23 protein-coding genes are annotated in these 26816 nt (G+C 49.7%); 15 read left to right on the top strand and 8 right to left on the bottom strand.

Annotation, left to right across the window (positions count from 1 at the left end; all coding sequences use genetic code 11):
• Positions 1 to 115: 115 nt before the first annotated feature.
• Positions 116 to 2095 (bottom strand): hypothetical protein, encoded by a 1980-nt coding sequence (locus BZG23_RS04650; protein ID WP_077606266.1) that lies wholly within the window; start codon positions 2093 to 2095, stop codon positions 116 to 118.
• Complete coding sequence (locus BZG23_RS04645; RefSeq protein ID WP_077606265.1) at positions 2088 to 3314, bottom strand: ATP-grasp domain-containing protein; 1227 nt, start codon at positions 3312 to 3314, stop codon at positions 2088 to 2090. Before BZG23_RS04645 ends, BZG23_RS04650 begins: the two co-directional genes overlap by 8 nt.
• Positions 3315 to 3639: 325 nt before the next feature.
• Between BZG23_RS04645 and BZG23_RS04640 the strand changes: the two genes are divergently transcribed.
• The gene (locus BZG23_RS04640) at positions 3640 to 4887 is read left to right on the top strand and encodes an NAD(P)/FAD-dependent oxidoreductase (protein WP_077606264.1); all 1248 of its coding nucleotides are present in this window, start codon (positions 3640 to 3642) and stop codon (positions 4885 to 4887) included.
• Between the two features lie 87 nt (positions 4888 to 4974).
• On the opposite strand, the gene BZG23_RS04635 is transcribed toward BZG23_RS04640, so the two are convergent.
• Positions 4975 to 5904: a DMT family transporter gene (locus BZG23_RS04635; RefSeq protein WP_077606263.1), complete on the bottom strand. Its 930-nt coding sequence runs from the start codon at positions 5902 to 5904 to the stop codon at positions 4975 to 4977.
• Between the two features lie 90 nt (positions 5905 to 5994).
• Here BZG23_RS04635 and BZG23_RS04630 point away from each other — a divergent pair, with 90 nt between their 5' ends.
• A complete protein-coding gene (locus BZG23_RS04630) occupies positions 5995 to 6888 on the top strand; it encodes a LysR family transcriptional regulator (protein WP_077606262.1) in 894 nt (297 codons plus the stop codon).
• An 81-nt stretch (positions 6889 to 6969) separates the two neighbouring features.
• Here the strand turns inward: BZG23_RS04630 and BZG23_RS04625 are convergent, their stop codons facing one another.
• Positions 6970 to 10062, bottom strand: coding sequence for an efflux RND transporter permease subunit (locus BZG23_RS04625; RefSeq protein ID WP_077606261.1), 3093 nt, complete (start codon positions 10060 to 10062; stop codon positions 6970 to 6972).
• 10 nt (positions 10063 to 10072) lie between these two features.
• Complete coding sequence (locus BZG23_RS04620) at positions 10073 to 11194, bottom strand: efflux RND transporter periplasmic adaptor subunit (protein WP_077606260.1); 1122 nt, start codon at positions 11192 to 11194, stop codon at positions 10073 to 10075.
• Between the two features lie 205 nt (positions 11195 to 11399).
• On the opposite strand from BZG23_RS04620, the gene BZG23_RS04615 reads away from it, so the two are divergent.
• Positions 11400 to 11975: a nucleoside deaminase gene (locus tag BZG23_RS04615; RefSeq protein ID WP_077606259.1), complete on the top strand. Its 576-nt coding sequence runs from the start codon at positions 11400 to 11402 to the stop codon at positions 11973 to 11975.
• A gap of 43 nt (positions 11976 to 12018) precedes the next feature.
• On the opposite strand, the gene BZG23_RS04610 is transcribed toward BZG23_RS04615, so the two are convergent.
• Entirely contained in the window at positions 12019 to 14034 is a 2016-nt protein-coding gene (locus BZG23_RS04610; protein WP_077606258.1) for a BCCT family transporter, read from the bottom strand.
• Between the two features lie 259 nt (positions 14035 to 14293).
• Between BZG23_RS04610 and BZG23_RS04605 the strand changes: the two genes are divergently transcribed.
• The 4 genes from BZG23_RS04605 (at position 14294) to BZG23_RS04590 (ending at position 18370) form a co-directional block, all read left to right on the top strand.
• Positions 14294 to 15196: a LysR substrate-binding domain-containing protein gene (locus BZG23_RS04605; RefSeq protein WP_197075722.1), complete on the top strand. Its 903-nt coding sequence runs from the start codon at positions 14294 to 14296 to the stop codon at positions 15194 to 15196.
• A gap of 125 nt (positions 15197 to 15321) precedes the next feature.
• Positions 15322 to 16107, top strand: a complete 786-nt coding sequence (locus BZG23_RS04600; protein ID WP_077606257.1) for a substrate-binding periplasmic protein — start codon at positions 15322 to 15324, stop codon at positions 16105 to 16107.
• Positions 16104 to 16616, top strand: coding sequence for a prolyl-tRNA synthetase associated domain-containing protein (locus BZG23_RS04595; protein ID WP_077606256.1), 513 nt, complete (start codon positions 16104 to 16106; stop codon positions 16614 to 16616). The genes BZG23_RS04600 and BZG23_RS04595 overlap by 4 nt, the downstream gene beginning before the upstream one ends.
• A gap of 119 nt (positions 16617 to 16735) precedes the next feature.
• A complete protein-coding gene (locus BZG23_RS04590) occupies positions 16736 to 18370 on the top strand; it encodes an acyl-CoA synthetase (RefSeq protein WP_077606255.1) in 1635 nt (544 codons plus the stop codon).
• Positions 18371 to 18412: 42 nt separating this feature from the next.
• On the opposite strand, the gene BZG23_RS04585 is transcribed toward BZG23_RS04590, so the two are convergent.
• Positions 18413 to 18886 carry a peroxiredoxin gene (locus BZG23_RS04585; protein WP_077606254.1) on the bottom strand — a complete coding sequence of 158 codons (474 nt, stop codon included), beginning with the start codon at positions 18884 to 18886 and terminating at the stop codon, positions 18413 to 18415.
• A 292-nt stretch (positions 18887 to 19178) separates the two neighbouring features.
• Between BZG23_RS04585 and BZG23_RS04580 the strand changes: the two genes are divergently transcribed.
• From BZG23_RS04580 to BZG23_RS04565, 4 genes are all read left to right on the top strand, one after another.
• Positions 19179 to 20420, top strand: coding sequence for an outer membrane protein transport protein (locus BZG23_RS04580; protein ID WP_077606253.1), 1242 nt, complete (start codon positions 19179 to 19181; stop codon positions 20418 to 20420).
• A 15-nt stretch (positions 20421 to 20435) separates the two neighbouring features.
• Positions 20436 to 22859 (top strand): VolA/Pla-1 family phospholipase, encoded by a 2424-nt coding sequence (locus tag BZG23_RS04575; RefSeq protein WP_077606252.1) that lies wholly within the window; start codon positions 20436 to 20438, stop codon positions 22857 to 22859.
• Positions 22860 to 23044: 185 nt separating this feature from the next.
• Positions 23045 to 23407 carry a DOPA 4,5-dioxygenase family protein gene (locus tag BZG23_RS04570; RefSeq protein WP_077606251.1) on the top strand — a complete coding sequence of 121 codons (363 nt, stop codon included), beginning with the start codon at positions 23045 to 23047 and terminating at the stop codon, positions 23405 to 23407.
• The gene (locus BZG23_RS04565) at positions 23404 to 23730 is read left to right on the top strand and encodes a DUF4144 family protein (RefSeq protein ID WP_077606250.1); all 327 of its coding nucleotides are present in this window, start codon (positions 23404 to 23406) and stop codon (positions 23728 to 23730) included. Before BZG23_RS04570 ends, BZG23_RS04565 begins: the two co-directional genes overlap by 4 nt.
• Here the strand turns inward: BZG23_RS04565 and BZG23_RS04560 are convergent.
• Complete coding sequence (locus tag BZG23_RS04560) at positions 23727 to 24506, bottom strand: TerC family protein (RefSeq protein ID WP_077606249.1); 780 nt, start codon at positions 24504 to 24506, stop codon at positions 23727 to 23729. The genes BZG23_RS04565 and BZG23_RS04560 overlap by 4 nt on opposite strands.
• Positions 24507 to 24748: 242 nt before the next feature.
• Here BZG23_RS04560 and BZG23_RS04555 point away from each other — a divergent pair, with 242 nt between their 5' ends.
• The 4 genes from BZG23_RS04555 to BZG23_RS04540 all read left to right on the top strand — a co-directional run bounded on the left by BZG23_RS04555 (position 24749) and on the right by BZG23_RS04540 (position 26816).
• Positions 24749 to 25282 (top strand): lipocalin family protein, encoded by a 534-nt coding sequence (locus tag BZG23_RS04555; protein WP_443216273.1) that lies wholly within the window; start codon positions 24749 to 24751, stop codon positions 25280 to 25282.
• Between the two features lie 12 nt (positions 25283 to 25294).
• Complete coding sequence (locus BZG23_RS04550; RefSeq protein ID WP_077606248.1) at positions 25295 to 25588, top strand: hypothetical protein; 294 nt, start codon at positions 25295 to 25297, stop codon at positions 25586 to 25588.
• Positions 25589 to 25660: 72 nt separating this feature from the next.
• A complete protein-coding gene (locus tag BZG23_RS04545) occupies positions 25661 to 26371 on the top strand; it encodes a DUF4336 domain-containing protein (protein ID WP_077606247.1) in 711 nt (236 codons plus the stop codon).
• A gap of 16 nt (positions 26372 to 26387) precedes the next feature.
• Positions 26388 to 26816 carry a VOC family protein gene (locus BZG23_RS04540; RefSeq protein WP_046073317.1) on the top strand — a complete coding sequence of 143 codons (429 nt, stop codon included), beginning with the start codon at positions 26388 to 26390 and terminating at the stop codon, positions 26814 to 26816.

Raw genomic sequence — 26816 nt, 5'->3', positions numbered from 1 at the left:
ATTTTTTATCAACGATAGATAAGAGGTGGGGATAAACCTTTGACACTTAAAGGCCTGAGGGGATAAATAATAAACACCTGTTCAGTGGTGTCGAGACCACTGAACAGGTTGATGCTTAGCCATTAACAACGGCATCTGTGCTGTTTTCTATGCGTTCTTGTGCCCAGCTTTCAAACGCCATGCGCTTGATTTCATTGAGAGCTTCGCTGGGTAGAGGACTCTTTATACCAACTTGAATCGTGTCATCATGGTACAGATATAGTCGAGATAAAAATTGCTCAAAGGGTAAGGAAGCTTCCCCGTATTGCTCTCCTTTCCCTTGCGTTGACACCACCACATCGTGTCCCCAATCTTGACCACTATCGTTATTGGGGTTGTAAAAATAAACCCGCATCACGCTGTCTTGGTCAAGGGCGATACGTATCAAGGTGATCGCGTGCCAGCCGACAAATCGGCCCTGGCTGCTGGTGACTGCGATCCCAACCGGCTGGGGATGTATAACGGGAATATTGCCGTTATAAAGCGGATGATAACTGCGATAGAAGCGCTCGATAAAACTATCAAACTCTTTCAGTTGTCCTGTTTTAACGTCAACGGCAATCATGAACTCACGCCCCACGTACCAACCATGAAATTCTGGATTGATCCACTTATGGGGGTCTTCCTCTCGGTTGACACAAAGCCGGCCCATTTCGATGTAAAGTTTATCCAAATGCGGCACCAGAACGACTGACACAGGGTCAGTATCGAATGGCAGTGCGGTACTCAGCCCCTGTAAGAGGGTGTGAGAGTCTAACGACTGTCCTTCAAAATGCATGCGTAGGCTCTGATTGCAAGCAATTTGAACGATACAGTTAAGTAAGTAATCAGGGTCATTATACGCCCACATGGATATTGCACGTGCCGATTGGCAAGTCGGGTTGTTGCCTTGAGCCACACCTAGCGGCTGGCCAAGCACTGACATGACACCCGCTAACAGATGAACGCGAGCGGGGAGTTGCTCACCAAAGGCCAAGGTCAGTGTATGGGCGACGTCTGGGTGTAGGTTGAGATGAATCTGACGCCACAGACTCGGGGCGACAGGCGCATCGAACAGAACACCCCTTTCAAGCATCATTGCCAAACCATACACAGCTTGCGCGGTTTGCGGATAAATGGCTTCCTGGATCAGTGTGTGCACCAGCTGACGATAGGTCACTAGGCAGTCTAAGCCAGTATTACTTAAACCTAGCGCGGTGGGGAGTGTGTCGCTTCCCTCATTGTCCAGTAACCATCGTAAAAATATGGCGTGGTAATCAGATGCTAAACCGACATCATGCATCGCACGTGCAAATCCCAACGCCTCTTGTTGTAAAGCATTGCTGTCCATTGCATTCAGACGCTCACAGTACGCGTCCACCCCCGGATCGTCATAGCAGCCCTGGGTTGGGCCGTATAACGCACTGACAAGACGATCGATGCCGAGCTTGGCTTCACCGAGGTTAATCTGCTCCTGCGACACCAAGATAGAGATCTGATTGATCATTGCCTTAATTGGATTGACCTGAATGGGGCGCTGCGCGAGTACACGCCAAACTTCATCAACCAGTTCACTGAGAATGGTTTCATAGCCCAAGTGGCTGAGAATAAAACGATATAAAGCACTAATAGCGGGCGCCGTTGCACCGAGTCGAATACGGCTCGACTCATCGGTAAGACCCATTACGAGTGATAAATTGAGGCTTAATACTCTGGCAAGAAATTGATGTGCTTCTTGTTGGGAAAAAGGCGGGGAAGAGAGCTTCCCCTCGACGATAGCCAGCATTCGAAGCTGGCTGAGACAATCTAGCACCACGGTGGCTTTGTCGGCATGCGCGAGCGTATCTGGCACGAGATTCGGTACGAGATACTCGGGCTGCCCCCAATCTGTTCCCTCAAAAAGGCCTGCCTCAGTGAGAGTGACAATCCGTGAGTACAGTTGATTAATGCCGTCATCCTGTGCCAATACACGCCCACAAATATCAATCACGTGAAATTGGTGGCGTGCCTTGGCGATGGAGCTTACTTGATCAAGTTGTTCAACGGCATGATCAAGCTTATTGAGTAAGCTAGACATAGAAATCAAGGTCTTCCTGTGCTTTTAATAAGTCACGCATAACATGCGGGTCGTCACCATAAAAGTGTAGCAAACCCCAGTGTGTGCCAAATGCACTTCGTTTAGGCACTTTCCCCTCCATAGGCGACTGCAGCTCATGAAACTCAAAGTACTCGTGATTCTCAGTCTCTTCAGGTATGGCCAGCTGGCTTACCACTCGGCGTCTTGGATATACCCCAAAGGTACCGGCGACGCCTTTGGCATCTTTGATAGGTGTTGGGAAGAAAGCGTCGAGTTCCTCGTCAGTTGTTTTAGGATCAAACGCCACCACCATCGCTTGATAGCAGTTAAAGTCATAAACACGTTCAATAATTTCAAAGCCTTGGAAACCGGGTGGGCGGTAGGCTACTTCACCGAAGTACATCTGACCATCGTTGGTAACAAAGTACTCTGGATGGATAAAGCCGAAATCAATATCAAACGCTTCGATCAGCTTCTCGATTTCCTGGGTCACTTTTTCCCGATATTTTTCCAACTCGGGGGAGGCCGGGACGAAAACAGAGTAGCCGAGGGTGACGTACTCGGAGATGTTTAAAAACTGGATTTTGCGGTTTTTAATAAATGCTTCGACAGCAAACTCCCAACCATCGAGGTGGCTTTCCATCAATAGCGGGAACTCTTCATCGGAAACACGATCGAGATCATCAGGCTCACGCACCACCCAGTGGCCTTCGCAGCCTGCTTTGTCAAAGGCTTTGAGGTGGATCGGGTCATTTGGGTCGCCGTCAAGTTTCAGCAAGGCTTGGTTAACCCGGCGCAGGAAACGTACCACGTCGGATTTATCTTGCGCTTCTTCAAAGATCCCAACCCGAATACCGCCGATTTGTGCACGGCGTTTCATTAAGGATTTATCGCGGAACAGAAGAGACTGTCCCATCAGCTTAGGGTTTTTGAGCAGCACGGCGTTAATGGCGCCGGCCCACTCTACGGTTTCTTCGAACAGAGGAATCGCCACATCGACCCCCATTTCTTGTAGGGTGGTGGCAATTTCAAAGGAACGGTCATTGAGGCGCTCAAAGTCCCAAGGAAGGTAGGGGATATCATGCTCTTTGGCATACTCTTCTGCCCATGTTGGGGCAACAACGACATATTTACGATCGAAACGGCTAATCGCATCAATTGCATTGAGGCTCCATCCTAGAATGGCGACGAAGCCTTTGTTTGGATCATAGTCAGCCATATTGCTTCCTTTTACGTCGAATGTGTTTTGTCACTCTCACATAGCTAGGTCTAAATAGTAACCACTTGCCCCTGTTTCTCTGCTGGAAGTGTGCGCTAGCTAGCTGGAATCAGTAAGAACAATGAATTGTTTCATTGACAAAGACTTACTTGCTTGAGCTTGTCTGACAGGGGCGGGGATGGTCGAAAAAGTGTGAGATTGATTGTTAAATACCTCTACCTGCATTGGTTAAAAGCTTGTAACTTATGTGCAAAAAGCACACAACGGCATAATGACAAGCAAAGTACACTAAAAACATAATTTCAAGTTATTCAGGGAGTGAAGTATGGCAAAGCGGGTAGTGGTATTAGGTGCAGGCATGGTAGGTGTCTCTGTGGCATGGCACCTTTTAAAGCGCGGGTATGAGGTCATCGTGGTCGATAGGGTAAGCCCCGGACAAGAAACCTCATTTGGTAATGCCGGGATTATTCAGCGCGAGGCGGTTAGACCCTACGCATTTCCCCGCGACCTTGCCACCTTATTGCGCGTATTGCCGAATCGCTCGGTCGATATTCGTTACCGTCCTACGAGCGTTATCCGAGCCGCCCATCCGTTATTACAATACTGGCATTATTCCAGTGAGAGTAAATACAAACAATTGGTGCCAGAGTACGCGGCATTAATTATGCAGTCGTTAGACACTCATGAGGAAATGATTGCCTCCGCGAACGCAGCGTCCTTGATTCGTAAGGAAGGTTACCTCAAGCTTTTCCGCACGCAAAAAGCCTTAGATGATGAATGCACGCGTGCCGCCGCAGATCGTGCCAACTATGGCGTTGACTATGAGGTGCTAAACGCAGCACAGATCGCGGCGATGGAGCCAAATTTAACGACTTCGCTGGCGGGCGCGATCCACTGGAAACAACCTTGGACAGTCACCGATCCAGGCGCTTTGGTCAAGGCCTATGCTGACGATGTGATTGCTAAAGGCGGCGAGATTAAACGCGCGAACTTGCAGGCATTGAAACAAGCAGGCGAGCAGTGGGTTATCGAAACCGATGACGGTCAGTTACATGCTGACCAAGTCGTAATGGCAATGGGCCCTTGGTCCTCTTACTGGTTGCGTCAACAAGGTCTAGAAGTCCCTTTGTTTACCAAGCGTGGCTATCACATGCATTACCAATGCGATGAGAAAAAGCCGCTTAATCACTGGATTATGGATGCGGAAGTGGGGTATTTGCTGGCACCTATGCGTGCAGGTATCCGCTTGACCACGGGCGCAGAGTTAACCGCCTTGGACGCCCCCACGGATCAAAGCCAGCTGCAAGCAGCAGAGCATGAAGCGAAGGCTTTATATCCTATTGGCGCGCGTATTGATGAAACGCCGTGGAAAGGCGGACGTCCGTGTATGCCGGACATGAAACCGGTGATAGGTGAGGCGCCGCAACGTAAAGGGTTATGGCTTGCCTTTGGTCACGGCCACCAAGGGTTTACGTTAGGGCCGGTCACCGGGAAATTATTAGGGCAAATGATGGATGGGGAGGCCACGGATGTGGATATGCAACCCTATCGTGTCACCCGATTCGGCGGATAACCCTATGATGAGGCATGAGTCGCGCGCGATGAAAACGAGTCACCGCGCGCGACTCATGATGCACTCAGAGGCATAATAGCGACACCGCTAAGCAGAGCGTGCAACGCGCCATTGGCGTGGGTGAGGAAGGCGTGGCAGCAACAGCCCTGCGATTACAATGACAATGCCCATCACCTGAAGTTGGCTCACGGCTTGTCCCATCAAAAACGCGGTGAGTACCGCGAACACGGGCACAAAGTTAAAAAAGAGTGCTGCATTGGCAGAGCCGAGATGGCGCACGCCGTTGAGCCAGAGTAAGTAACCGGCGACGGTACCCAGCACACCGATATAAAGGAGTTCGGAGACGGCTAATGGGGTGGCTGCGAGCACTTCGCCAAACGGATGAACGTTTGGGGTAAGTGCACACATGATGCCAATCACAGTCGCACCACTGAGCATGCCTAAAAACGTGTAGGGGATCACCGGCATCCAGCGGCCAATGCCTTGGCTGAAGAAGGTGTACGCACTCCATGCAAACATGCCAGTGAAAATCATTTGATCACCTTGGTTAAAGTTTAATTGGCTGAGCATCTGCCACTGCCCATTGGTGATCACCACGAGCACGCCCGATAAACTCACCACCAAGCTGAAAACTTGTCCCTTACGCGGCAATGCGCGAATCGCGATACAGGCGATAAGTGAAGTCACCAACGGGCTGAGCGCCATGATTAATGACCCATTGGTCGCTTGGGTATACTCGAGTCCGGTGAACAAACAGAGGTTAAGGCCGCCAATCCCCACAGCGCTGACGGTGGTTGCCCACAGCCACTGCTTGGCGCTGAGTGTGGGAACGCGGCTACGGGTGAGCTTGAGATAAAAGCCTAGACAAATCGCGGCGACGGCAAAGCGCCAAAAGACCAAGGTGAGCGCATTCACTTCATTCAGCGCATCTTTACCAATAGGAAAAGTGCTACCCCAAAAAAAGGCACATAAAATGAGAAGGGCAACGGCTTTCCACAGTGAAGCAGTAGTTGTCATAGCAAGACCTGACTTGTTGAGTGATGGGCGCTAGTGTATAAGTTTCAAAATATGAATAAACCGACAATATCAGAACGGTAAATTCCAAATATGAAACCTAGCTATTCGTTAGACGATTTGCGCTGTTTTTGTACCGTGGCGCAGTTGGGGAGTTTTAAAGCCGCGGCGCAGCAGCTTGCCATGCCGCAATCCACCCTAAGCCGTCGAATTCGCCTGCTTGAGCAGGATCTTGCCCTGCGCTTACTCAATCGCGATGCACATCGTATCTCTCTGACCCAAATTGGCCATCGCTATTTTGAACGTGCCGCAGGGTTGTTCGATGAGTTGCAGACACTGAGCGATGATTTGGTGAGCGAGAAACATCACCCCCAAGGCAAAATTCGTATTAGCGCACCGATCAATGCCGGTAAGCAGTTTTTACGCCGCGTCTTTTTCGACTTTATGCGTGAATACCCCGAGATTCAACTGGATCTTAACTTTTCCAATAGCTTGATAGACATTGAAGCGGAAGGCATGGATGTGGTGTTTCGAGTCGGGAATCCCGTGGTCGAAAATTGGATTGCACGGCCGCTCACCGATATTCACTTCATTTTGTGCGCCGGTCCAGACAGTGACTATCACGATGTGCGCTCTCCTAGTGATCTGAGAGGTAAACCGGTGGTGATTTGTCATCCAATGACAGTTTGGGAGCTCACACACCATCAAACGGGGGAGGCGTTTGATTATCAAGCCACCACCGGCATACGTGCAGAAGTGGATGAAATTCAGATGTTAACCCATGCGGTGGAGGCTGGATTTGGCATCGGCTATATTCCTGATTATTCCGCGCTACCTTTGATAGAAAAGGGTGAATTACAGCGCGTGTTACCGCAATGGTGCAGTCGAGCGCGCACGCTATTTTTACTCTATCGAGACCGAGAACAAGTGCCTTTGCGTGTTCGATTGCTGGTGGAATTTGTTCTCGCGCGTTTTATGTCCTCCTAGTGTGTAACCGGACATAAAAGGGCTGTTTTCCGAGACTAAAGGGGCCACGTTACAGTGGCCCCAATGGGTACGATTTTTCGATTAATCGCTATGATGCGTCTGCGCTGGCGATAACTCGGTGGATGCCGGCGTGATGGTTTTGGCTAAGAACAGATACATGGCAGGCACCACGAACAGGGTGAACAAGGTGCCCAGTGTCATCCCACTGGCAATCACTAGCCCCATGGCAAAACGGGCGCCAGCACCGGCTCCTGAGGCAATCAATAGCGGGATCATGGCGAGCACCGTCGCTGCCGTGGTCATCAAGATAGGGCGTAAACGGATGGCGGTCGCTTCTTCAATCGCCTCACGTTTGGTCCGTCCTTCTTGTTGGAGCTGATTGGCGAACTCGACGATCAATATCCCGTGTTTAGCAATCAGACCAACGAGGGTGAGCAAGCCAACTTGAGTGTAAATGTTCAAGGTAGTAAATCCTAGGCTGATAAATATCAGCGCGCCACAGACACTCATTGGCACGGTGACCAAAATAATGATTGCGTTTTTAAACGACTCAAACTGCGCCGCTAAGATCAAGAAAATCACGATTAAAGCAAAGAAGAAGGTCACGACCAGTTGCTGGCCTTCGCTCATAAACTGGCGTGACTGTCCGGCATAATCGACACTAAAGCCTGCTGGCAATTCTGTCGCCGCAATCTCTTCGAGTACACCCAGCGCTTCCCCCAAGGGAACACCAGGGCGCGGTACACCGGAAATTTTCACCGCATTCAGCTGCTGAAAACCGCGCAATGCTTGGGGCTGCACACTTTCCTCTAAGGTCACTAACGTTGACAGCTGAACCAATTCACCGTCTTGGTTGCGGGTATAAAACTGGCGTAATTGTTCTGGCGTGAGACGTTCATTACGCGCCACTTGGGGGATCACTCGGTAAGAGCGGTTTTCCAGTGAAAAGCGTCCCGCATCCGCCCCGGATAACAATGAGCCCATATCAGCGGCGAGCTGTTGCATATCGACGCCCATCAAAGCGGCCTTTTCACGATCGATCTTGACCGTTTGTTTGGGGCGGTCAATGCTCAGATCGGTATCGACAAAGATAAACCGCCCCGTTTGCATTGCTTTGCCCACGATATTGTTCGCCACTTCATTAATCGCTTCAAAGGGTTGTGTTGAACCGATAATAAATTCAACCGGTGTGCCGCCGCCCGGAGACGGCAGTGAAGGGGGCACCAAGGCAAAGCTGCTTAAGCTCGGTTGGCTGTCCATAAAGGGTTGAATTTCGTTTTCCAAGATCGCTTGGGTACTGCGCTCTCGCTCATCCCACGGCGCGAGTACAATACCCGCGATTGCGTTATTGGTGCCGCCAGAGCCATTGATAATAAAGACGTTGTCGATTTCTGGTACATCGTCAATCAGACGGTTTAATTCATCGGTACTGGCAGACAACGCATCCAGCGTGGTTTGACTGTCAGCTTCGAGTATGGAGAACACGAACCCTTGGTCTTCAGCGGGCTCAAGCTCAGAAGGACTGGTGATAAACAAAAAATAGCAAGACACTAAAACAATCGCGCCAAACGTGAGGATCACCGCATTGGTATTCAACAAGCTATGGAGTGTGCGTTGGTAGCGATGATGCAATCGGTCAAACTGCTTATCCAGCCAGTGCTCAAGGGAGCGCTCTTGGGTCGCTTTGTCCGCCTGATAGGGCTTGAGCACATAGGCACACATCATGGGCGAGAGCGTGAGTGCCACCACGCCGGATAAGATCACCGACGCGGCGAGGGTAAAGGCAAATTCAACAAACAACACCCCGGTTAAGCCACCGACAAAGCCGATGGGCAGGAACACCGCGACCAAGGTAGTCGACATGGTGATAATCGGCCACGCCAGCTCGCGCGCGCCTTCCAGCGCGGCTTGTGTTCGGCTTTTACCTTCTTCGATATGGCGGTGCACGTTTTCAAGCATGATAATCGCATCATCGACCACCACACCAATCGCCAGCACCATGGCAAGCAGTGTCAGTAGGTTGATGGAAAACCCTAACAGCCACATTAAAAAGAAGGTGCCGATCAGCGATACGGGGATCGCGACCGCAGGAATAATTACCGAGCGTAACGACCCCAAAAAGCCATAAATCACAAAGACCACGATGGCTAAGGCGAGAATAATCGATATCACCACTTCATCAATGGCGTTATCAATATACTCGGTTGAATCATAGGCGATATACGCCGACAACCCTTGAGGCAACTGGGTGGTAATGTCGGCATCCCATACCTGATTCACCGCCTCAATCACATCCAGCGCGTTGGCATCTGGCGAGACTTCGATGCCGATAAAGGTGGCATCAAGCCCGTTAAAGTTCACCGACGTTTGGTAACTTTCCGCGCCGAGCTCAACGGTCGCAATGTCACTCAAACGCACAACAGATTGGCCATCACTGCTGATCACCAGATCTTTAAATTGTTTAACCTCATGAATGTCGGTGGCGGCGTTCAAATCAATCGCCACGTCTTGGCCTTTGGTGCGCCCTAGCGTCGCAAGCACATTATTGCTGCGCAGGGCGGCAATCACATCCGTACCGGTGAGATCGTACGCGGCCATTTTGACCGAGTCGAGCCAGATTCGCATGGCAAAACTACTGGCACCCAACACATCAGCACGCTGCACGCCGGGAATCGTCGACAGTTGTGGCTCGACCACCCGGACCAAGTAATCGGTAATTTGATTATCAGTGAGGACGTCAGAATAAAACGCGAGGTACATCGCTGCGACCGTTTCCCCTACCTGCAGGGTGACGACGGGCTCACGGGCATCATCAGGTAGCTCTGAGCGCACCTTATTCACCTGAGCGGCAATTTGCGTGAGTGCTTCATTCGGGTCGTAATCAAGGCGTAAATAGGCCTCGATGGTGCTCACACCGGCAGTTGAAGTCGAGACTAAGTAATCAATCCCTTCTGAGGCAGCGATTTCACGCTCCAGCGGCGTGGTGATAAAGCCTTGAATCAGGTCGGCATCTGCACCGATATAAGTGGTAGAGACACTGACCACTGCATTTTTGATCTCGGGGAATTGCCGCACATTCATGTCGGTGATGGCGCGTAAGCCGAGCAAGATAATGAATAGGCTCACTACGGAGGCCAAGACGGGTTTCTTGATAAAGACGTCGGTAAATCGCATCGAATCGCTCCTATTGATTCACAACGTTGGGATCAAGATCTTCGCTCGGCTGAACACGCTCATTGTCACTGACCTTGATGTTGCTACCGTTACGGAGCTTTAGGAGGCCGGAGGTAACGATACGGTCACCGGGTTGAAGGCCGTCTTTAATCACAATCATGTCACCGCGGCGCGCGCCCGTTTGCACAAAGCGCTGTTGTACCGTCAATGCATCGTCTTGCTCTTGGATCACGAATACCGCGTTGCCATACGGATTAAATTGAATCGCGCTTTGTGGTGCCAGCAAGACATTTTGCGTTTCTTCACCTTGATCAAGACTCACGCGTGCGAACATACCTGACCGCAAAACGGCATCTGGGTTATCAAAGGTGGCTTGAATGTCGACACTGCGACTCGATGGCGTCACAACCGGTGAAATTGCGGTCACTGTGCCGGTAAAGACCTCGTCAGGCTGTGCGCTAATCGTGGCAGAAACGGTTTGACCATTTTTCAACGTGCTGAGTTGCTGTTCCGGCAAGGTAAAGTTGAGGTGAATCGGGGTCACTGACGTGAGTGTCGCAACCGCTGTCCCCGGGGACATTAATTGGCCAAGACTGACTTCTCGGATGCCAATGATGCCGTCGAAAGGCGCGGTTAACGACTTTTGCTCAATGCGCGCTTTTTGGCTGTCGACAGCGGCAATTGCTTGTTTGGCTTCGCTTTCTTTGCGCTTTAGCTCTGACTCGGAGATGTTTTTATCTCTAAATAGCCGCTGATAACGCCGCAGTTCAAGTTGTGCCAGTTCTGCCACGGACTCGAGCCGACGTAATTCTGCCTCATCAACGCTGGCATCTAGCGTGAGGAGCAATTGTCCCTTTTTCACCGATGTCGCGTTATCGAACATAATATCGTTGACAATGCCGCTTGCCTCGGTGGTTAGCTGGGTTTCATTAATGGCCGCAAAACTGCCAATAGTGGTCTGTTGTTCACGCCAAGGGTGGGTTGAGACTGTGGTGGCCGTCACGGTGACCGTGGGGGCAGGCATGTTGTCAAAGAATTGGTTCATAAAATGGTTGCCTACCGCTTTGTAAGCAAAAATTCCCCCAAAAAGGAGACCACATGCGACTAACATAATAATCAAACGTTTTATCATAAAAATCCCTGAACAGAGTTGCTATCACCACCCTTGGCTAACAAGTACAGACGAAGGCGCAAAAGGTCGATTGAACCAATAACAAATATCGAATTGACCAATACAAACCTTATCACTGTTTGGTTCATTAATTGCGAGTAAATTGATGATCTTGTGGTATGACGCAGCTTAACGTTATCTGTCAGATGGAATAAGGAGAGAGCGGATGCTATTAAATGCAAACAGTACGGTGAACGAAGCGGCGCTGCGTGCYATGGCGCATATGCCAACGCGCAGTTTGCCGGTGCTGGTGGATAACAGCTTCAGCCAAAAACTAACGGATGCGGACTTGATGCGCATTGCGGTGCTGCTAGCCCAAAAAAGCGCTGAGGAAGGAGGATGCCCCATCGGCGCGGTGATTATTGACAATGAAACACGTCATATAGTGGGCAAAGGACACAACACCTTGGTGCAAGAAAACCATCCCTACAACCACGGTGAAACGGCCGCGATACGTGATGCCGGGCGAATCGACTTCAGCCAAACAACTTTGTTTACCAGTTTAAGCCCATGCGATGTGTGCGCGGCATTGATCGGCATGCGCGGTTTCTCTCGAGTGGTGGTGGGGGATGTCACCAGTGCGAGCGGTAACGAGACGGTGCTGAAAGAGAAAGGCGTGACGGTTGATGTGCTGGAAGATCCGCAGGGCATTGCGCTGTATCAGCAATTTAGAGCCGAGCACCCCGAACAAGAGTTGGAAGATTGGCAAGGTGTGAGTGCCGTAAACGCTCGACAAGGATGAAGCGCCGCGCAAAGGCGGCGCTAGTTACTCGACAAAATAAGATTTAGCTATTGATCACGTGAAGAAAGTGTAGATGCTTTTCGTAGTGATCCAGCATATCTTCAATCACTTGCGCTTGATTGTAGCCCGCAATATTGTATTGCTGGCCGCCTTCCCGTAAGAATACCTCTGCACGATAATGGTGTGGCGTATCCAATGTCTCATTATCCGCTAAGGTTTTTAGGTTAAACGTGTGGCTGGCATAGGCACGGGCTCGTACTCCGTAAATAAAATCAGGGTCATTGCCGTGGTGAACTCGCAGATAGCAGCGATCGTGTTCGCGGTTGATACTGACATCCAGCGCCTGCTTCTCAAGCTCTTCGGCGACCGCACGCATCGCGGGCTCAATGGTTTTATCCAACATTACAGCGATTTCCTGCCACTCAGGTGAAGCCACCAAGGTTTGTAGGCGATTTTGCCAGTTTTCTGCGTAATGTGGACTATGGCGCGTCACATTGCCCGGTATCGTCGCTAGATGTTGGAGACTATCGCGTTTGAGAGCCTCCATTTTTAACGCTTTAAGCAAACCAAAGCCAACCGCGAGTAAAATGACCGCAAAAGGCAGTGCCGAAGTCAGAGAGGCTGCTTGCAGTGCAGATAGGACATTGCTACCGCCAGCCACGACCAACGCTGAGGCGACTAAACCTTCGGCAAGCGCCCAGAAAATACGCAATTTTACCGGCGACTCGCCATCATCCTTGGACGTTAAGGTATCGATCACTAATGAGCCCGAATCGGATGAGGTGACAAAAAAGGTGATCACCAATAAAGTTGCAATCACGGAGGAGACACCTGCCAACGGGAAACTATCCAAAAAGTGGAATAACGATGTTGAACTGTTGGCAAACACTTGGTCTACCAAGTTTGGCATGGTGTTGGTAAGAATACCGTGTAGCGCGGTATCGCCAAACACAGTTAGCCAAATAAAGGTGACACCGACAGGGACAAAAATGACGCCAAGAATGAACTCGCGGATCGTCCGGCCGCGAGATATCCTTGCGATAAACATCCCTACAAACGGTGACCAAGCGATAAACCACGCCCAGTAAAAGAGTGTCCATCCCCCTAAAAAACCATCTGTACTTTCATCACCCGTATAGGCGTAGGCATTAAATGTCATATCRACCATTGATGACAAATAGGTGCCAATATTTTGCCCCAATGTTTTGAAAATAAAGAGGGTAGGACCCACCGCCACAACAAAGAGCAGTAAGGCAATCGCTAGCCAGAGATTTAAATCAGACAATCGACGGATGCCTCCATCGAGCCCTAGTACGACTGAGATGGTGGCGAGTCCCGTCACACAAGCAATCAGTATTAACTGCACGCTGGTTGTTGTCGGAATATCAAATAAATAGTTCAAGCCTGCGTTTATCTGCATCACGCCCAAGCCCAAAGAAGTAGCAATACCAAACATGGTGCCAAAAACAGCAAATACGTCGACGGTATAACCAATTGGACCATGAATACGTTTACCAATTAGAGGATAAAGCGCTGAGCTAATGCGGAGTGGTAAACGATGGCGAAAACTAAAATAGGCGAGGGCAAGGGCGACAATCGCATAAACGCCCCATGCGTGTAATCCCCAATGGAAAAAGGTCATGCGCATTGCTGCTTTAGCCGCTTCTGCGGTATTGCCTTCGCCAACTACTGGGGTCGCATAGTGAAATACTGGTTCGGCGACCCCGWAAAAAATTAACCCGATCCCCATGCCAGCAGAAAAAAGCATCGCAAACCATGAGTGGTAGCTGAACTCGGGCTCACTGTGATCCGGGCCCAGCTTAAATTGGCCATAGCGGCTCAGTGCAAAAATCAATGCCAGGCCAAGGTATAGCCCCATCGCGAGTAAGTAAAACCAGCCAAAGGTGTCGATGATCCAAGCTTGCGCGCTACCAAATAGCGCGCCGGCGGTATCTGGCACGCTAATGGTAAAAATAACAAAAGCCGCGATTAAAGCGGCGGCAGGATAAAATACCGGCGGGTTAATGCCCGCGCTTATTGATGAGTGTTCGTGACGCATAATGAGTTTATTTGCCTGTGAGTGAGAAATTGTCGGGTTAACGTGTTCTTTTTTTCGAGCGACCGTTAATCCAAGCCATTGGTGGCATCGCAGGCATATACAGTGCGGGAAACGAATCTCGAGATGACTGATATTGAGGCGATTTTTTCTGATTCATCGCGTCTCTCCTTATCTCTGTTTTCAGTGAATGTGTTGGTGTACTTTGGCGAAAACGCTACAATCATGAAAACGAATTTTTATAATAGGGTCATCACAAATCATGATGCGTGAGTCAGGCGCCGTGCGAGAGCTCGATCTCGTGGTTCTTAAAACCTTTGTCGCCGTGGTAGAAAAGGGTAGCTTTACCCGAGCTGGAGAGAGCTTATACCTTGCGCAATCTACCGTGAGTGCACATATGAAACGGCTCGAGGCACTATTTGAAAAACCGTTGTTGCAACGAGGGCAAACTGCTGTACTGCCTACTCCTGCAGGTGAGCGGTTATTGGCGCATGCCAGACAGCTACTTAGGCAAAATGCACTCGCTTGGCAAGAGATGACCGACCAACGGCTAGACGGCGTCGTTCGGTTAGGGATCCCTGATGACTACTTAATCTATCTTCCTGAGGCGCTCTCTATGTTTGAGGCTCGTTACCCAGGGGTAGAGCTTGAGGTGAGCTGTGGTTTGAGTGTCGAACTGGTACAAGAAGTAAAAGCCGGTGCGCTAGATATCGCGATAACGACGCGTCAGCCTAACAGCCCGGGTGGCGAAGTATTGCGCGCCGAGCCGATGACGTGGGTCACGGGTGTGGGGCACGATACGCATCAGCGCCAACCTCTACCTTTGGCGCTGTCTAAGCAAGGGGTGTGTATTTTCCGAGAGCGTGCACTGGCGGCCTTAACATCAGCCGGTATTACCCATCGAATTGCGTATTCGAGTGCAAGTTTGTCAGGGCTTTCGTCAGCCGTTCGTGCAGGGCTGGCGATTACGGTGTTAACGCCATCGATGATGGGGGAAGGGCTTAGAGTACTTGGTGAAGAGGAAGGGTTACCGAAACTCCCCAATACTGAAATTACGTTGCATCAGCGTCAAGGTGACTTATCGGGGGCTGCGATTGCACTCATACAACAGTTGCGTGACAGTGTCATTTTCAAACCACATCAAGATGCGCTCGTCAATAAATAGAAGAGCGTGTCTCGGTTTGATGTTTGAGGGTATGACGTATCGCAAACATGGACGCTTTACTGCGCTGACATGACAATACATTCGGTTATACTGATTACGAAGTAACCAACGTGAAATGCTGCTTAATGACCAACTGGGTACGAAGGCTAACCATCGTTTGGCTGACCATGCTTTCTTTTCAAGTTTGGTCGGCAACCCCTGAGCCGCTCAATGTTTGTGTGGGGGATGGGAGTCCTTGGCCACCTTACACTTATTGGCAGGGTGAGACGCGGCAGCAAAAAGCGGACACCTTGACGGGTTATGCGACCGATCTAGTGCTTTCCGCACTAGAGCGTAACGACATTACTTATCAACTGGTATTTATGCCTTGGGCGCGCGTGCAGCATGAACTGGCAAGAGAGTCTGGCCGTTGTGACCTTACTTGGGATGCGAGTTATAAACCTGAGCGTGCGCAGTACAGTCGACTGACAACGCCCTTGTATTCTATCTCTCTCGGATATCTATACATCGGTGATCCAGCGGCCAATGTGCGGCCAAGATTGCCCGTATCGGACTCAGTGTGTGGTGTGAATGGCTACAACTATGCCGGCTTTGGCGACAACCCTAAGCCGAGGTTTGAAGCCAATACTTTGCAGCAGGCTTTGCGTATGTTGGAAGCGGGGCGGTGCCGCTTTCTTGCCAGTGAAATAGAGCCTGTATTGGGTGGCATTCGCTTGGGGCTTTATCAATTTTCACGCGATCTTGCCTATATCTCTCTACCTAACCCTAAAGCCTTTCATGCTCAGGTCAGCCGCTATGCGCCGCAAGCGAATGACTTAGTGGCGCTAATAAACACGTATATAGCGTCCGCTGCGGAACGCGGCGAGATCGAAAAACTTCGTCAACATTATTTTCAAACAGGAGCGTTATGACGGGTAATCCTCCGCTATCTAGTCAACAGGCTGCGCTGTTTCAAAGCCTCAATGCGCACGGTATTTCAGTAAATATATACCGCCATCAGCCTGTCTATACGTGTGAACAAGCAGACGCGCTCGGTTTGCATACTGATGCGAATCCGACCAAGAATTTGCTGTTGAAAGACAGAAAAGGAAAACAGTTTTTCTTGGTGGTGTTACCGGGCAAAGCCACCGTCAATTTAGCCGGATTGAGTGAAGCCTTGGGCACGTCTCGCCTATCGTTTGCGTCGTCGCAGCAACTTGAAACCTATTTACAGGCACAATCAGGCGCCGTATCGGTATTTGATGTAATGAACGATCCTGAGCATCGCGTCAGTTTGGTGATCGCGAATGCGATATGGCAAGTCCAAGCGGTGGAATGCCAGCCTTTTTGTCACGATCAAACTTGGGTTATTGCCACCCAAGATCTCGCCCGCTGGTTAAGCGCTATAGGCCGAGACTATCAAACGGTGGAGCATCAGTAAGGTGAGCAAGCCTTCCTTTTTGCGTTATTGCCGCCATATCGACTTAAGTTGAATAGTGCAAGCTTGATGACATGCTAGGTTGATCTAGTTATCTAGACAAAGTCAGCAAGGAGTGCGTTATGTCAGCAAGTAACATCTATGAGCTTGGATTGGACAAAAGTCCAGCCAATTATCAAACACTGAGCCCACTCTCTTTCCTCGAGCGAGCCGCTAGCGTCTATCCAGATTATCCGGCTAGCGTTCATGGTCATTTATGTTGGAGTTGGCAGCAAGTGGATCAGCGTTGTCGCCAATTTGCCTCGGCATTAAGCCAAGCCGGGATCGGGCTTGGTGATACAGTATCGGTGATAGCCCCCAATCTGCCCGAAGTCTTTGAGTTGCATTTTAGCGTGCCGATGACAGGTGCCGTTCTCAATACCATTAATACCCGGCTAGAAGCGGAAACCGTCGCATTTATTCTCGAACACGCGGAAAGCAAAGTCTTTATCGTCGACAAGGAGATGACAGCAGTCGCAAAGCGGGCATTAAAAATGATCAAACACCGTCCACTGGTGATTGCGATTGATGATCCGCTCTATCCACATGGCGAATGTATCAGTGAAATTACGTACGAGACTTTTTTAGCACAAGGCGATTGTGATTATCAGTACGCATTGCCAGACGATGAATGGCAAGCTATTTCACTCAATTACACCTCAGGCACGACCGGCAACCCAAAAGGGGTGGTCTATCATCATCGTGGTGCTCATCTGAATGCGGTGAGTAATGTGTTGTCTTGGAATATGGATGCGCACCCTGTGTATCTTTGGACGCTACCGATGTTCCACTGTAATGGTTGGTGTTTCCCATGGACGGTGGCTGCAACGGCGGGGGTGAGTGTCAGCCTACGGCATGTACGGGCAGAGCCTATCTTTGATGCGATAAAAACCCATAAAGTGACCCATTTCTGTGGTGCGCCGATTGTGCTGAACATGATGAATAACGCAGATCCGGCGCTAAAAGCTGAGATTCACCATACGGTTAAAGCAATGACCGCAGGGGCGGCACCACCGGCTTCTGTAATTGAAGGGATGGAAGCGATGGGGATTGAAGTGACCCACGTTTATGGCCTCACTGAAACTTACGGCCCTTGTGTGGTGTGTGACTGGCAACACCACTGGGATCAACTCTCGCAACAAGAAAAAGCACGCATGAAAGCACGCCAAGGTGTTCGGGCCCCAATGCAAGGTGGACTGATGGTTGCCGATCCGGTGACGTTTAAACCAGTGGCAAAAGATGGTGGCACGCTAGGTGAGATTTTTGTTCGCGGTAATATTGTGATGAAAGGCTACCTAAAGAATCCGAGCGCGACGGAAGATGCCATGAGTAACGGCTGGTTTCGCACTGGCGACTTAGCGGTATGGCATGCCGATAATTACATCGAAATTAAGGACAGACTCAAAGACATTATCATTAGTGGCGGGGAGAACATTTCCAGTATCGAAGTGGAAGACGTCCTGTACCGTCACCCTGATATTGAAGAAGTGGCGGTGATTGCGATGCCCGATGAAAAGTGGGGTGAGGTTCCTTGTGCGTTTGTCAAAACGACCGAAGCCTCAGCCGTAACTGAAGCAGACATTATTGCTTTTTGCCGAGAACAAATGGCGCACTTCAAGGCACCGAAAAAGGTGATCTTTACCGCGCTCCCGAAAACATCGACGGGCAAAGTGCAAAAGTATGTACTTCGTCGTAAAGTCACTGAAAAGTCAGTGTAAATAACGAAGCGGTGGCGAGAAGACGCCACCGCCAGCTAACCGCTACAGCAGGGCGAGAACCGCCTCGGCACTGGAGACGTCAAAGCTTTTTGGCGCTTCAACGTTCAAATGCGTGACGATGCCATTGTCAATCACCATCGCATAACGCTGTGAGCGAATACCCCCAAACTTACCTGAGTCCATTTCCAAGCCTAGTGCTTGAGTAAAGCTGCCATCGCCGTCAGCCAGCATATGAATCTGATTGGCGTTTTGTGCTTCGCCCCACGCCTGCATCACAAAGGCATCGTTGACGGAGACGCAAGCAATCATATCGACGCCTTTTGCTTTAATCTCATCCGCCTTCACCACAAAACCCGGTAAGTGGGACTCGGAACAGGTTGGGGTAAAGGCACCCGGCACCGCGAACAGCACAACCTTCTTGTTGGCGAAAAGGGCAGGGATGTCGTGGGTTTGCATGCCATCTGCGGTGAGTTCACTGAGCGTCGCGCTAGGTAAAGGTTGTCCTTGCTGAATCATGATGACTCCTAGGTTATTGTGTTATCGAACGTTGTGCTTTGCCTCTGAGTCTACGCCTATTCAGACCTTAAAAATACCGAAGCTTGATGGGGTTTTAGGCGATATGTGCGTCGATAATGCCCAAGTTAAGCATGCTGGTCTTACCAACGAATAACAACTTTTACTTTGTGACCCGCGCCCTATAATCCTCAGCCTTGTCATTGTTCGATATGATTCAATTATTTGACAATCCATTTACATGTAAATAACATCCAATATCAATAGCAAACAAGAGACCTCGGAGGTCCGACTAGTGAATAAGAAGCAGCTCTCAACAATTGCAGTTGGCATCATCGCCGCGACTCAAGTCCAGGGTGCAGGGTTCCAGGTGGCTGAGCATTCAGCAACTGGCCTAGGACGTGCTTATTCTGGCGAAGCCGCCATTGCTGATAACGCGTCCACTTTAGCCCGAAACCCGGCCAATATGATGTTATTAGAAAAGCGACAAGTGTCGGGTGCGATTCATATTGTTGATCCCCATATTCGAATCAAAGATAAAACCAACAATGAGGAAGCCAAAGACGTTGCACCAGTTAAAGCGGTGCCTGCTTTTTATTTCGTGTCGCCGCAAACTGATAAATGGTCATGGGGTATAGGCCTATATACCACCTATGGTGTCGCAACGGATTATCCAGACGACCTCCAAATAGGTGATATTGCCGGTCATACTGATCTTCTTACCACTAATTTGAATCCAGCTTTGGCCTATCAAGTGAACGACAAATGGAGTGTCGGCGCAGGGTTAAGTTTGGTATACGCCAAAGCGGAACTCACCCGGTATAAAGGCGCATTAGCCGCTGGGTTGGGTGGAGATAAGCGAGATAACTTACTTTCGTTAAAAGGTGATGCAGTTGGTTATGGCTTTAATGTGGGCACCACCTATCACTTTAATGATGACCATCGTATTGGTTTTGGCTATCGCTCTGAGGTGGCACTCGAATTTGAAGACGGCGACCTCAATAGCTATGACACAGGGATTTCTACACCACCGAAAGTCGATGGTGATTTAGAGCTCGACTTACCGGAAATTTATGAAGTATCAGGGTTTCATCAGTTAACTGATGACTTTGCTATGCATTACAGCTGGAAACGCACGGGCTGGCGTTCATTTAAAGAGCTAAAAGCAACGTCTAGTCAGTGTAACAACGGTACACCGAATCAGTGCTTTTATAAAGATGAGCAATATAAAGATAACGTACGCCTTTCACTCGGTGGTACCTATCAGTTTAATGATGCGTGGACAGGTCGCGCAGGGATCGCCTTTGATGAAAAAGCGGGCAAAGCGACCTTGAGTATTCCCGACTCGGACCGTTATTGGTATTCAACCGGCTTTACCTACCAATACAATGCCGATTTAACCATTGATGCGGCGATTACCTGGATTAGAAGCCGTGATGGGAACTTTAAAGAGACCAATGGCTTGGGTCAGGATATTGAAATTTCATCGAAAGGCGATGCGTATTTAAGCGCAGTGCAACTTAATTATACCTTTTAAAATGGGAGCCCATTCATGTTAAAGCATTCTTTTTCGTTATCGATAGTGGCTGCTGCGCTTTTATTGGCAGGCTGTGGGGATGATAAGACCAGCTCGACCAATCCTGATTTTAATGCTGAGATCCAAGCCCTACTTGATCGTGACACCGAAATCGACTTTACCTTACAGGGGAAAAATCAGTCTGTCCCAGTCCCCACCTTTTTATTGATGAACCCTAACGACGGCACCTTAAATTTACCCACTGGCGGTAACAGTACATTAAGTAATCCGCGCACGGCGATGAATACCATGGATGGTTGGTCGACTACCATGCCGTTGGTGTTTAATTTTAAAGGCGCAGGGTTGGCCGATGGCCCTGTCTTTGATGGTGTTTATCTGGTGAAGCTAACTGAGTCGCTTACTGAGGACGATCCGCTTCCAGAAAAGGTGCTAACGCTCGGTAGCGACTTCAATGCTATCACCAGTGCGGCGACGGACACACTGACGATATTACCCACTAGCGACTTAGCACCGAGCAGTGAATACATTGTGGTGATTACCGATGAGATGACGGATATCAATGGCAATCCCGTCGGTACGTCAACGAGCTATGCATCGCTTAAGTCGACCAATAAAGATTATACCGATACTGCGTTAGAAAAACCGGCAACGGTTATTAAAGCTGTTGAACAGCTGGCGCAGGCCGCGGGGGCTAATTCACCCATCGTCTACTCCACCTGGTTCTCCACCCAATCGGTAGGTGACAGCTTAAACTACACCAAGCTAGCGACGGCGAAAGCCTTGACTGCAGGGAACCTTGCTGCTGTATGGAAAGCGGGCGCCAACCCTAATAATGCTGATTTATCGGATGCCTACACCATCGATATTACAGGCACTCAGGATTACGATACGGCATTGGACGCCGATGCCCAGTTTACCAAGTACTTCGATCCCAATGATGCCGATAGTATTAAGGCGACGCTTAAAGCAGCGTTTAACGGCGTCAATGTTAATGTGAGCAAAGGCACCATCAAGCTACCTTACTATCTGGAAACGGATAGCAATTGGAATAGTCAGCCATTTGAGTCAGCCACCCCTAGCTTGGTCAAAGTACTGAATGCGCTGCAAGACCCTGAACAGCAGGCGACCATCAAAGCTCAGTTGACAGGCGCGGGTGTCAACGTCGCTGTGTTAACGGGTAACGATAAATCACAGATCGTCAACGAGCTTTTCAAGTTGGCTGGTGTGACGCTGACCAAAGCTGACGGTAGTCAATTAGACCCTGAGCGGATTATTACCCGTTATAGCCCTGTACCGCAGATTAAATCAGTGCAAGAGGTGCCCTTCTTGCTGTTTACACCCGCAGCGGTTGATAGCAATACCCAACTCACGGTTTATCAGCACGGGATTACCTCGGCAAAAGAAAATGCCTACTTCTTTGCGCCTAACTTTGCCAATGCCAATCAAGCCATTATGGCGATTGATTTGCCGCTTCATGGTCAGCGTAGCTTGGATGCGAAGCGCTCTGCCAACGTGGATGTGACAGCGTACCTGAACCTTAACAACTTGGCCGTGGCGCGTGATAATGTGCGCCAAAGTGAGTTGGATGTAATGGGTTTGCGCGCATCTTTGACCCGCACCCAATTGGCGGGGGGATTCGCGGGGACGCCATTAGCGACGATATCGTCTTTTGTTACTTCGGCACCACGCCTACTAGGTCATTCGCTGGGCGGTATTGTTGGCACCACTGCGTTTGCGGCATCTAATCGTAACAATGCGGCAACAGGTGTTGGCCCATACTATGACTTCTCTGCGCTAAGCGTGGCGAATTCTGGGGGACAAATTGCTAATTTGCTTCTCGGGTCAGACTCGTTTGGTCCTTTGATTAAGCACAGTGTTGCGTTTAAAGGCAGTGTCGCTTATCAGACCTTTGCCGGTGACAATTGTACGCTCGATAATAGCGCAGAAAACAGTGTGATCTGCTACAAGACATTCGAGGCGGTCGGTTCAGCAAGTGCGAAAGCTGAGGCTCAGGGAGTGATTCAACAATTTAGCTATGCGGCCCAAACCTTGCTTGATACTGTCGATCCATATACAAATGTTGCTTACATTGATGCTAATACGACCCCAATTTATATGCAGCAAGTTGAATTTGATGAGACAGTCCCGAACGACGTTGCTTACACGGTTCCGGGCATCGTTGATAATTTCGCTGGCTCTGAGCCATTAGCCGCGAAACTTGGCATCCCAACCATCAATGCCAGCTCGCCCGCTGCGCAAGGTCAGCAGAACTTTGTAGTCTTTGCCGGTGATAACGCCAGCCATAACACCTTTATTTTCCCGCAATCGGCGGAGTTTGCAGAACAAGCCGTGCATGCTGAAATGATCCGTCAAGCGGTTGATTTTGGTGAAGACGCTAGCTTGGATAGTATCGATAACTCAAATGGTGTGTTGAATTAACCGACGCGTTGTCGTAAAGGTTCTTACCAAACAAAAGCGGCCTCGGCCGCTTTTTCTTATTATCGTTTAGTTAGGCAGCGTTGATTAGCGCCATGAGTGAATAGCCACACCGTTGGTCACTATTTCTTTCCCTTGGTTTCACGTAAACTATTCTCAATTCCATCTTTTTGAATTGAATGATGCTTATGTCTTCTTTACATGCTTTTCCCAATGTCCATCAGGCTTACCACGCCCATGTCTACTATGAGGCTGACACCGAAGCGCAGGCGGATATTATCTATCAAGCAGCCGCTGCATCGTCACTGCCTATCGACCTTGGCCGCTTTCATCGCAAATGCGTTGGCCCACATCCAAAGTGGAGTTTTCAGATCGCCTTTGACAACACAGCGTTCGATGAGGTGATGACATGGCTTGAGGCGCACCGGGGCGACTTAACCGTGTTCTTGCATGGCGTGACGGGCGATGACTACATAGATCATACTGACCATGTCGGTTGGATGGGTTCGCCTGTTGAACTCAATCTGGCCATGTTTAAGCCCAAGCAATGAATACGTTTCTTGAGTATCCGGCGCTCCTGATTTGGCATGGCGATGACGAACTCTCGTTTGCATCCGATCTGGCGTCCCTTGAGGCGCTGTGCGAAAACGTGATCACAGAAGACGACCGGCTGGTGGATAGCCAAGGCGTATGCTGGTTGAGCCAAGACGGCGGTCAGCACTGGCAGCCGAGTGGGAAAATCATGCCACTTGAGCAGCTCGTGGCACATGTCCAAGCGCATTATGCGCAATTGGGTCAATGCTGTGTGGGAAAAATTCAATTCAAAGATAGGGCCGCCGCCATCAAGAATGTGGCGACGGTCCCTGAGAATTAACGGCTATCAGCAATGCGACGTGACACTTTTAACGAAAAGTGCGGACCAATACGCTTGATGTTCAAGCGCTGCTTGTGGCGCAATCGAATGTGGCAAAGCTCAAGTATCAAACCAAATGCCATCGCAACATACACGTAGCCTTTGTTGATATGAATGCCAGCACCTTCGGCCATCAGCAGCACGCCGAGTAGCACTAAGAACAGCAAGGCCAAGGTTTTAAACCCAGGATAACGGCTGACCAGATTATTTACGGGTTCTGCCGCGATCATCATAATGATGGCGGCGGTAATAATGGCGGCGACCATCACGGGCACATCTTGGGTAAGACCCACCGCAGTGATCACTGAGTCCATTGAAAATACCGCATCTACCGCAACGATTTGCAGCAAAATCACTGCCATACCGGTGCGCACTTGTGTCGAGTGGGTAATGGGTTCGCCATAGCCCAACCATGCCCACAGCTCTTTGGTACTTTTTAGCAGCAAAAAGCCACCACCAAACAGCATGATAAGGTCTTTACCGGTAACCGGTTCCGTACCAATCGTAAACAGTGGCGCGGTCAACGACATGACCCAAGCGATGGAGAGCAACAAGCCAATCCGGCTGATCACGGCAAGACCAATACCCAAGGTACGCGCGAAGCGGCGTTTCTCTTTGGGGAGACGCTCACACAATACGGAAATAAAGACTAAGTTATCGACACCCAACACCACTTCAAGGGTCAGAAGGGTAAAAAAGACCACCCAAGTTTGGGGTTCCATAAAGAGTGTTAACATACGATTGCCTCCTCATTAAAGGAAGCGGGGGAGGGCATAACACGACATCGGTCGCTGTCCATGGATTTTTGATTACCTCTGTGACTAAAGAGCGCTTATAAAAGCACTCACTTGACACCTTGGCAAGCAGACAAACAGCGAGTTGACCAAAAATTGACAAAGCATGTAAACGATCAAACCTGTTGCTGAGTAAAACTCATCATGTTGGATTTAAAGAGGGAATAACAATGAAAAGAGGCTGGATGATTGGGTTATTGTCCTTAATATTGTCCGGATGCTTAGGCATGCCGAAACAAGTCACTCCCGTCAACGACTTTGAGCTGAACCGCTATTTAGGCACTTGGTATGAAGTCGCGCGACTGGATCACTCTTTTGAGCGGGGTTTATCGGATGTCACCGCAACATACAGCTTACGTGAAGACGGCGGCGTCAAAGTGATTAATCGTGGCTACAGCCGTGAAGAGGGTCAATGGCAAGAGGCAGAAGGCAAGGCGTACTTCGTTGAAAACGATAAGACGGGGTACCTAAAGGTATCGTTCTTTGGTCCTTTCTATGGCTCCTATGTGGTGTTTGATTTGGATGATGATTATCAATATGCCTTTATTTCGGGTCCTGACCACGATTACCTATGGCTGTTATCGCGCACGCCAACTGTCTCGGAGTCCGTGAAGGAGCAGTTTATTGCAGCGGCAAAACAGCGAGGCTTTGCCACCGAAGAGCTGATTTTTGTCGAGCACAGCCGCACGGACCCCAAACACAAGAAAACCCAGCAGTAGAAGAGAAGCATCATGCGAAAAACAGACAAGAAGTATGACAAAGCTATTCGAGAAGCACTGACTGACGTCTGTGAGTTGACAATGGAAAAGGTCGAGGGGTTTGAAWGGCTCACGCATGAGGTGAATTATCAACGCTTTCCACAAAGCTTAACCGTGCGGCTGATGTTTAAAGACAGGCAAACGCTAGCTAGCTTTGAGCAAAGTGATGACTACCAGCGCGCACTGGATGATATGCAATCTCGCCTTGCAGCTGCAGGGGTCACACTGAAAAACATTACGCGCCATGTCCAGTTAGGCACTCTGTAAGGCTGTGATTATTCGCACACTTACCGGTTGGTTGACACGCTACAGTGTAAAGTCGGTCATGAGGAGAGTGCTGTGTATCAACTCGATACGTCAATTTGGATAGCTGATGGAGAGGCTGTTCCCTTTTTCACGCTGCCCTACACCACACGTATGGTGGTGGTGAGGCTTGCCGATCAGTCCCTATGGATTCACAGCCCGATAAAGCTCACTGGCGCACTGCGCAGTGAACTGGCGTCGTTAGGGGTCGTTCGCTATTTAATCGCCCCTAACCAGTTGCACCACCTCTACTTAGCCGAATGGGTTGAGGCCTTTCCCGAGGCGCAACTTATTGGCACCCAACAAGTGGCGAAAAAGCGAAAAGATTTACGATTTGATTATCATTTTGAAGATCTGCTTGAGCCCGCTTGGCAAGATGACATTGCCCAGTGTTTGATTACAGGGTCTCCAGTGATGACAGAATGCGTGTTTTTTCATCGGCAAAGCCAAACGCTGATTGTCACTGATCTTATCGAAAATTTTCGTCCAGAGGCATTTTCACCTTTTAAACGCAAAATTGCCGAGTGGTCAGGTGTGACAGCCCCCAATGGTAAGACACCACTTGATTGGCGATTAAGCTTTTGGTTTCACAAAGACGAATTAGCAACACACATTCGCACCTTGATTCATTGGGCACCACAGCGTCTTGTCATGGCACATGGCGAAATCATTGATGAGGCGGTGCCCCATTTATTGCGCGCTTTTTCATGGTTAGGTAAAGACAAACTGACCGCCCCAACGGATTAAACCAAGGAGCAATGGTATGGAAGCACGAATTAGTATCATCACATTGGGGGTTGCAGATCTCTCTCACTCTTATGATTTCTATCGCCAGTTGGGATTTCCCACGCATAGTCATCCCGAAGAGGGGATTGTGTTTTTTAGTACGGCAGGCACACGCTTGGCGCTGTACCCCATTGATGCCTTGGCTGATGACATTAAACCTGGCACAGCTGTGGCGGAGACGGGTTTTGGTGGCATTACGTTGGCGCATAATACGCGGTCCAAAGAGGAAGTGGATGAGGTGTTGGCGTTGGCAGAGCGATGTGGCGGCCGTATTGTTAAACCCGCACAAGACGTTTTTTGGGGAGGTTACAGCGGCTACTTTGCCGATCCGGATAACTACCTTTGGGAAGTCGCTTATGGCGATTGTTGGCAGTTTGATGATAACGGCAGCCTTGTCTTGGACTAG

Origin of the sequence: Salinivibrio sp. ML290 (assembly GCF_001995695.1) — a bacterium.
Classification (GTDB): Bacteria; Pseudomonadota; Gammaproteobacteria; order Enterobacterales; family Vibrionaceae; genus Salinivibrio; species Salinivibrio siamensis.
The sequence above is the reverse complement of the archived record's forward strand: the minus strand, read 5'-3'. Positions and strand labels throughout refer to the sequence as shown.

Excerpts from the sequence above, each read along its gene's own strand:
- BZG23_RS04575 (WP_077606252.1), top strand. The coding sequence starts at position 20,436 with ATGTTAAAGCATTCTTTTTCGTTATCGATAGTGGCTGCTGCGCTTTTA.
- BZG23_RS04585 (WP_077606254.1), bottom strand. The coding sequence starts at position 18,886 with ATGATTCAGCAAGGACAACCTTTACCTAGCGCGACGCTCAGTGAACTC.
- BZG23_RS04560 (WP_077606249.1), bottom strand. The coding sequence starts at position 24,506 with ATGTTAACACTCTTTATGGAACCCCAAACTTGGGTGGTCTTTTTTACC.
- BZG23_RS04645 (WP_077606265.1), bottom strand. The coding sequence starts at position 3,314 with ATGGCTGACTATGATCCAAACAAAGGCTTCGTCGCCATTCTAGGATGG.
- BZG23_RS04595 (WP_077606256.1), top strand. The coding sequence starts at position 16,104 with ATGACGGGTAATCCTCCGCTATCTAGTCAACAGGCTGCGCTGTTTCAA.
- BZG23_RS04540 (WP_046073317.1), top strand. The coding sequence starts at position 26,388 with ATGGAAGCACGAATTAGTATCATCACATTGGGGGTTGCAGATCTCTCT.
- BZG23_RS04630 (WP_077606262.1), top strand. The coding sequence starts at position 5,995 with ATGAAACCTAGCTATTCGTTAGACGATTTGCGCTGTTTTTGTACCGTG.
- BZG23_RS04650 (WP_077606266.1), bottom strand. The coding sequence starts at position 2,095 with ATGTCTAGCTTACTCAATAAGCTTGATCATGCCGTTGAACAACTTGAT.
- BZG23_RS04565 (WP_077606250.1), top strand. The coding sequence starts at position 23,404 with ATGAATACGTTTCTTGAGTATCCGGCGCTCCTGATTTGGCATGGCGAT.
- BZG23_RS04620 (WP_077606260.1), bottom strand. The coding sequence starts at position 11,194 with ATGATAAAACGTTTGATTATTATGTTAGTCGCATGTGGTCTCCTTTTT.
- BZG23_RS04640 (WP_077606264.1), top strand. The coding sequence starts at position 3,640 with ATGGCAAAGCGGGTAGTGGTATTAGGTGCAGGCATGGTAGGTGTCTCT.
- BZG23_RS04605 (WP_197075722.1), top strand. The coding sequence starts at position 14,294 with ATGATGCGTGAGTCAGGCGCCGTGCGAGAGCTCGATCTCGTGGTTCTT.
- BZG23_RS04600 (WP_077606257.1), top strand. The coding sequence starts at position 15,322 with ATGACCAACTGGGTACGAAGGCTAACCATCGTTTGGCTGACCATGCTT.
- BZG23_RS04555 (WP_443216273.1), top strand. The coding sequence starts at position 24,749 with ATGATTGGGTTATTGTCCTTAATATTGTCCGGATGCTTAGGCATGCCG.
- BZG23_RS04590 (WP_077606255.1), top strand. The coding sequence starts at position 16,736 with ATGTCAGCAAGTAACATCTATGAGCTTGGATTGGACAAAAGTCCAGCC.
- BZG23_RS04635 (WP_077606263.1), bottom strand. The coding sequence starts at position 5,904 with ATGACAACTACTGCTTCACTGTGGAAAGCCGTTGCCCTTCTCATTTTA.
- BZG23_RS04570 (WP_077606251.1), top strand. The coding sequence starts at position 23,045 with ATGTCTTCTTTACATGCTTTTCCCAATGTCCATCAGGCTTACCACGCC.
- BZG23_RS04625 (WP_077606261.1), bottom strand. The coding sequence starts at position 10,062 with ATGCGATTTACCGACGTCTTTATCAAGAAACCCGTCTTGGCCTCCGTA.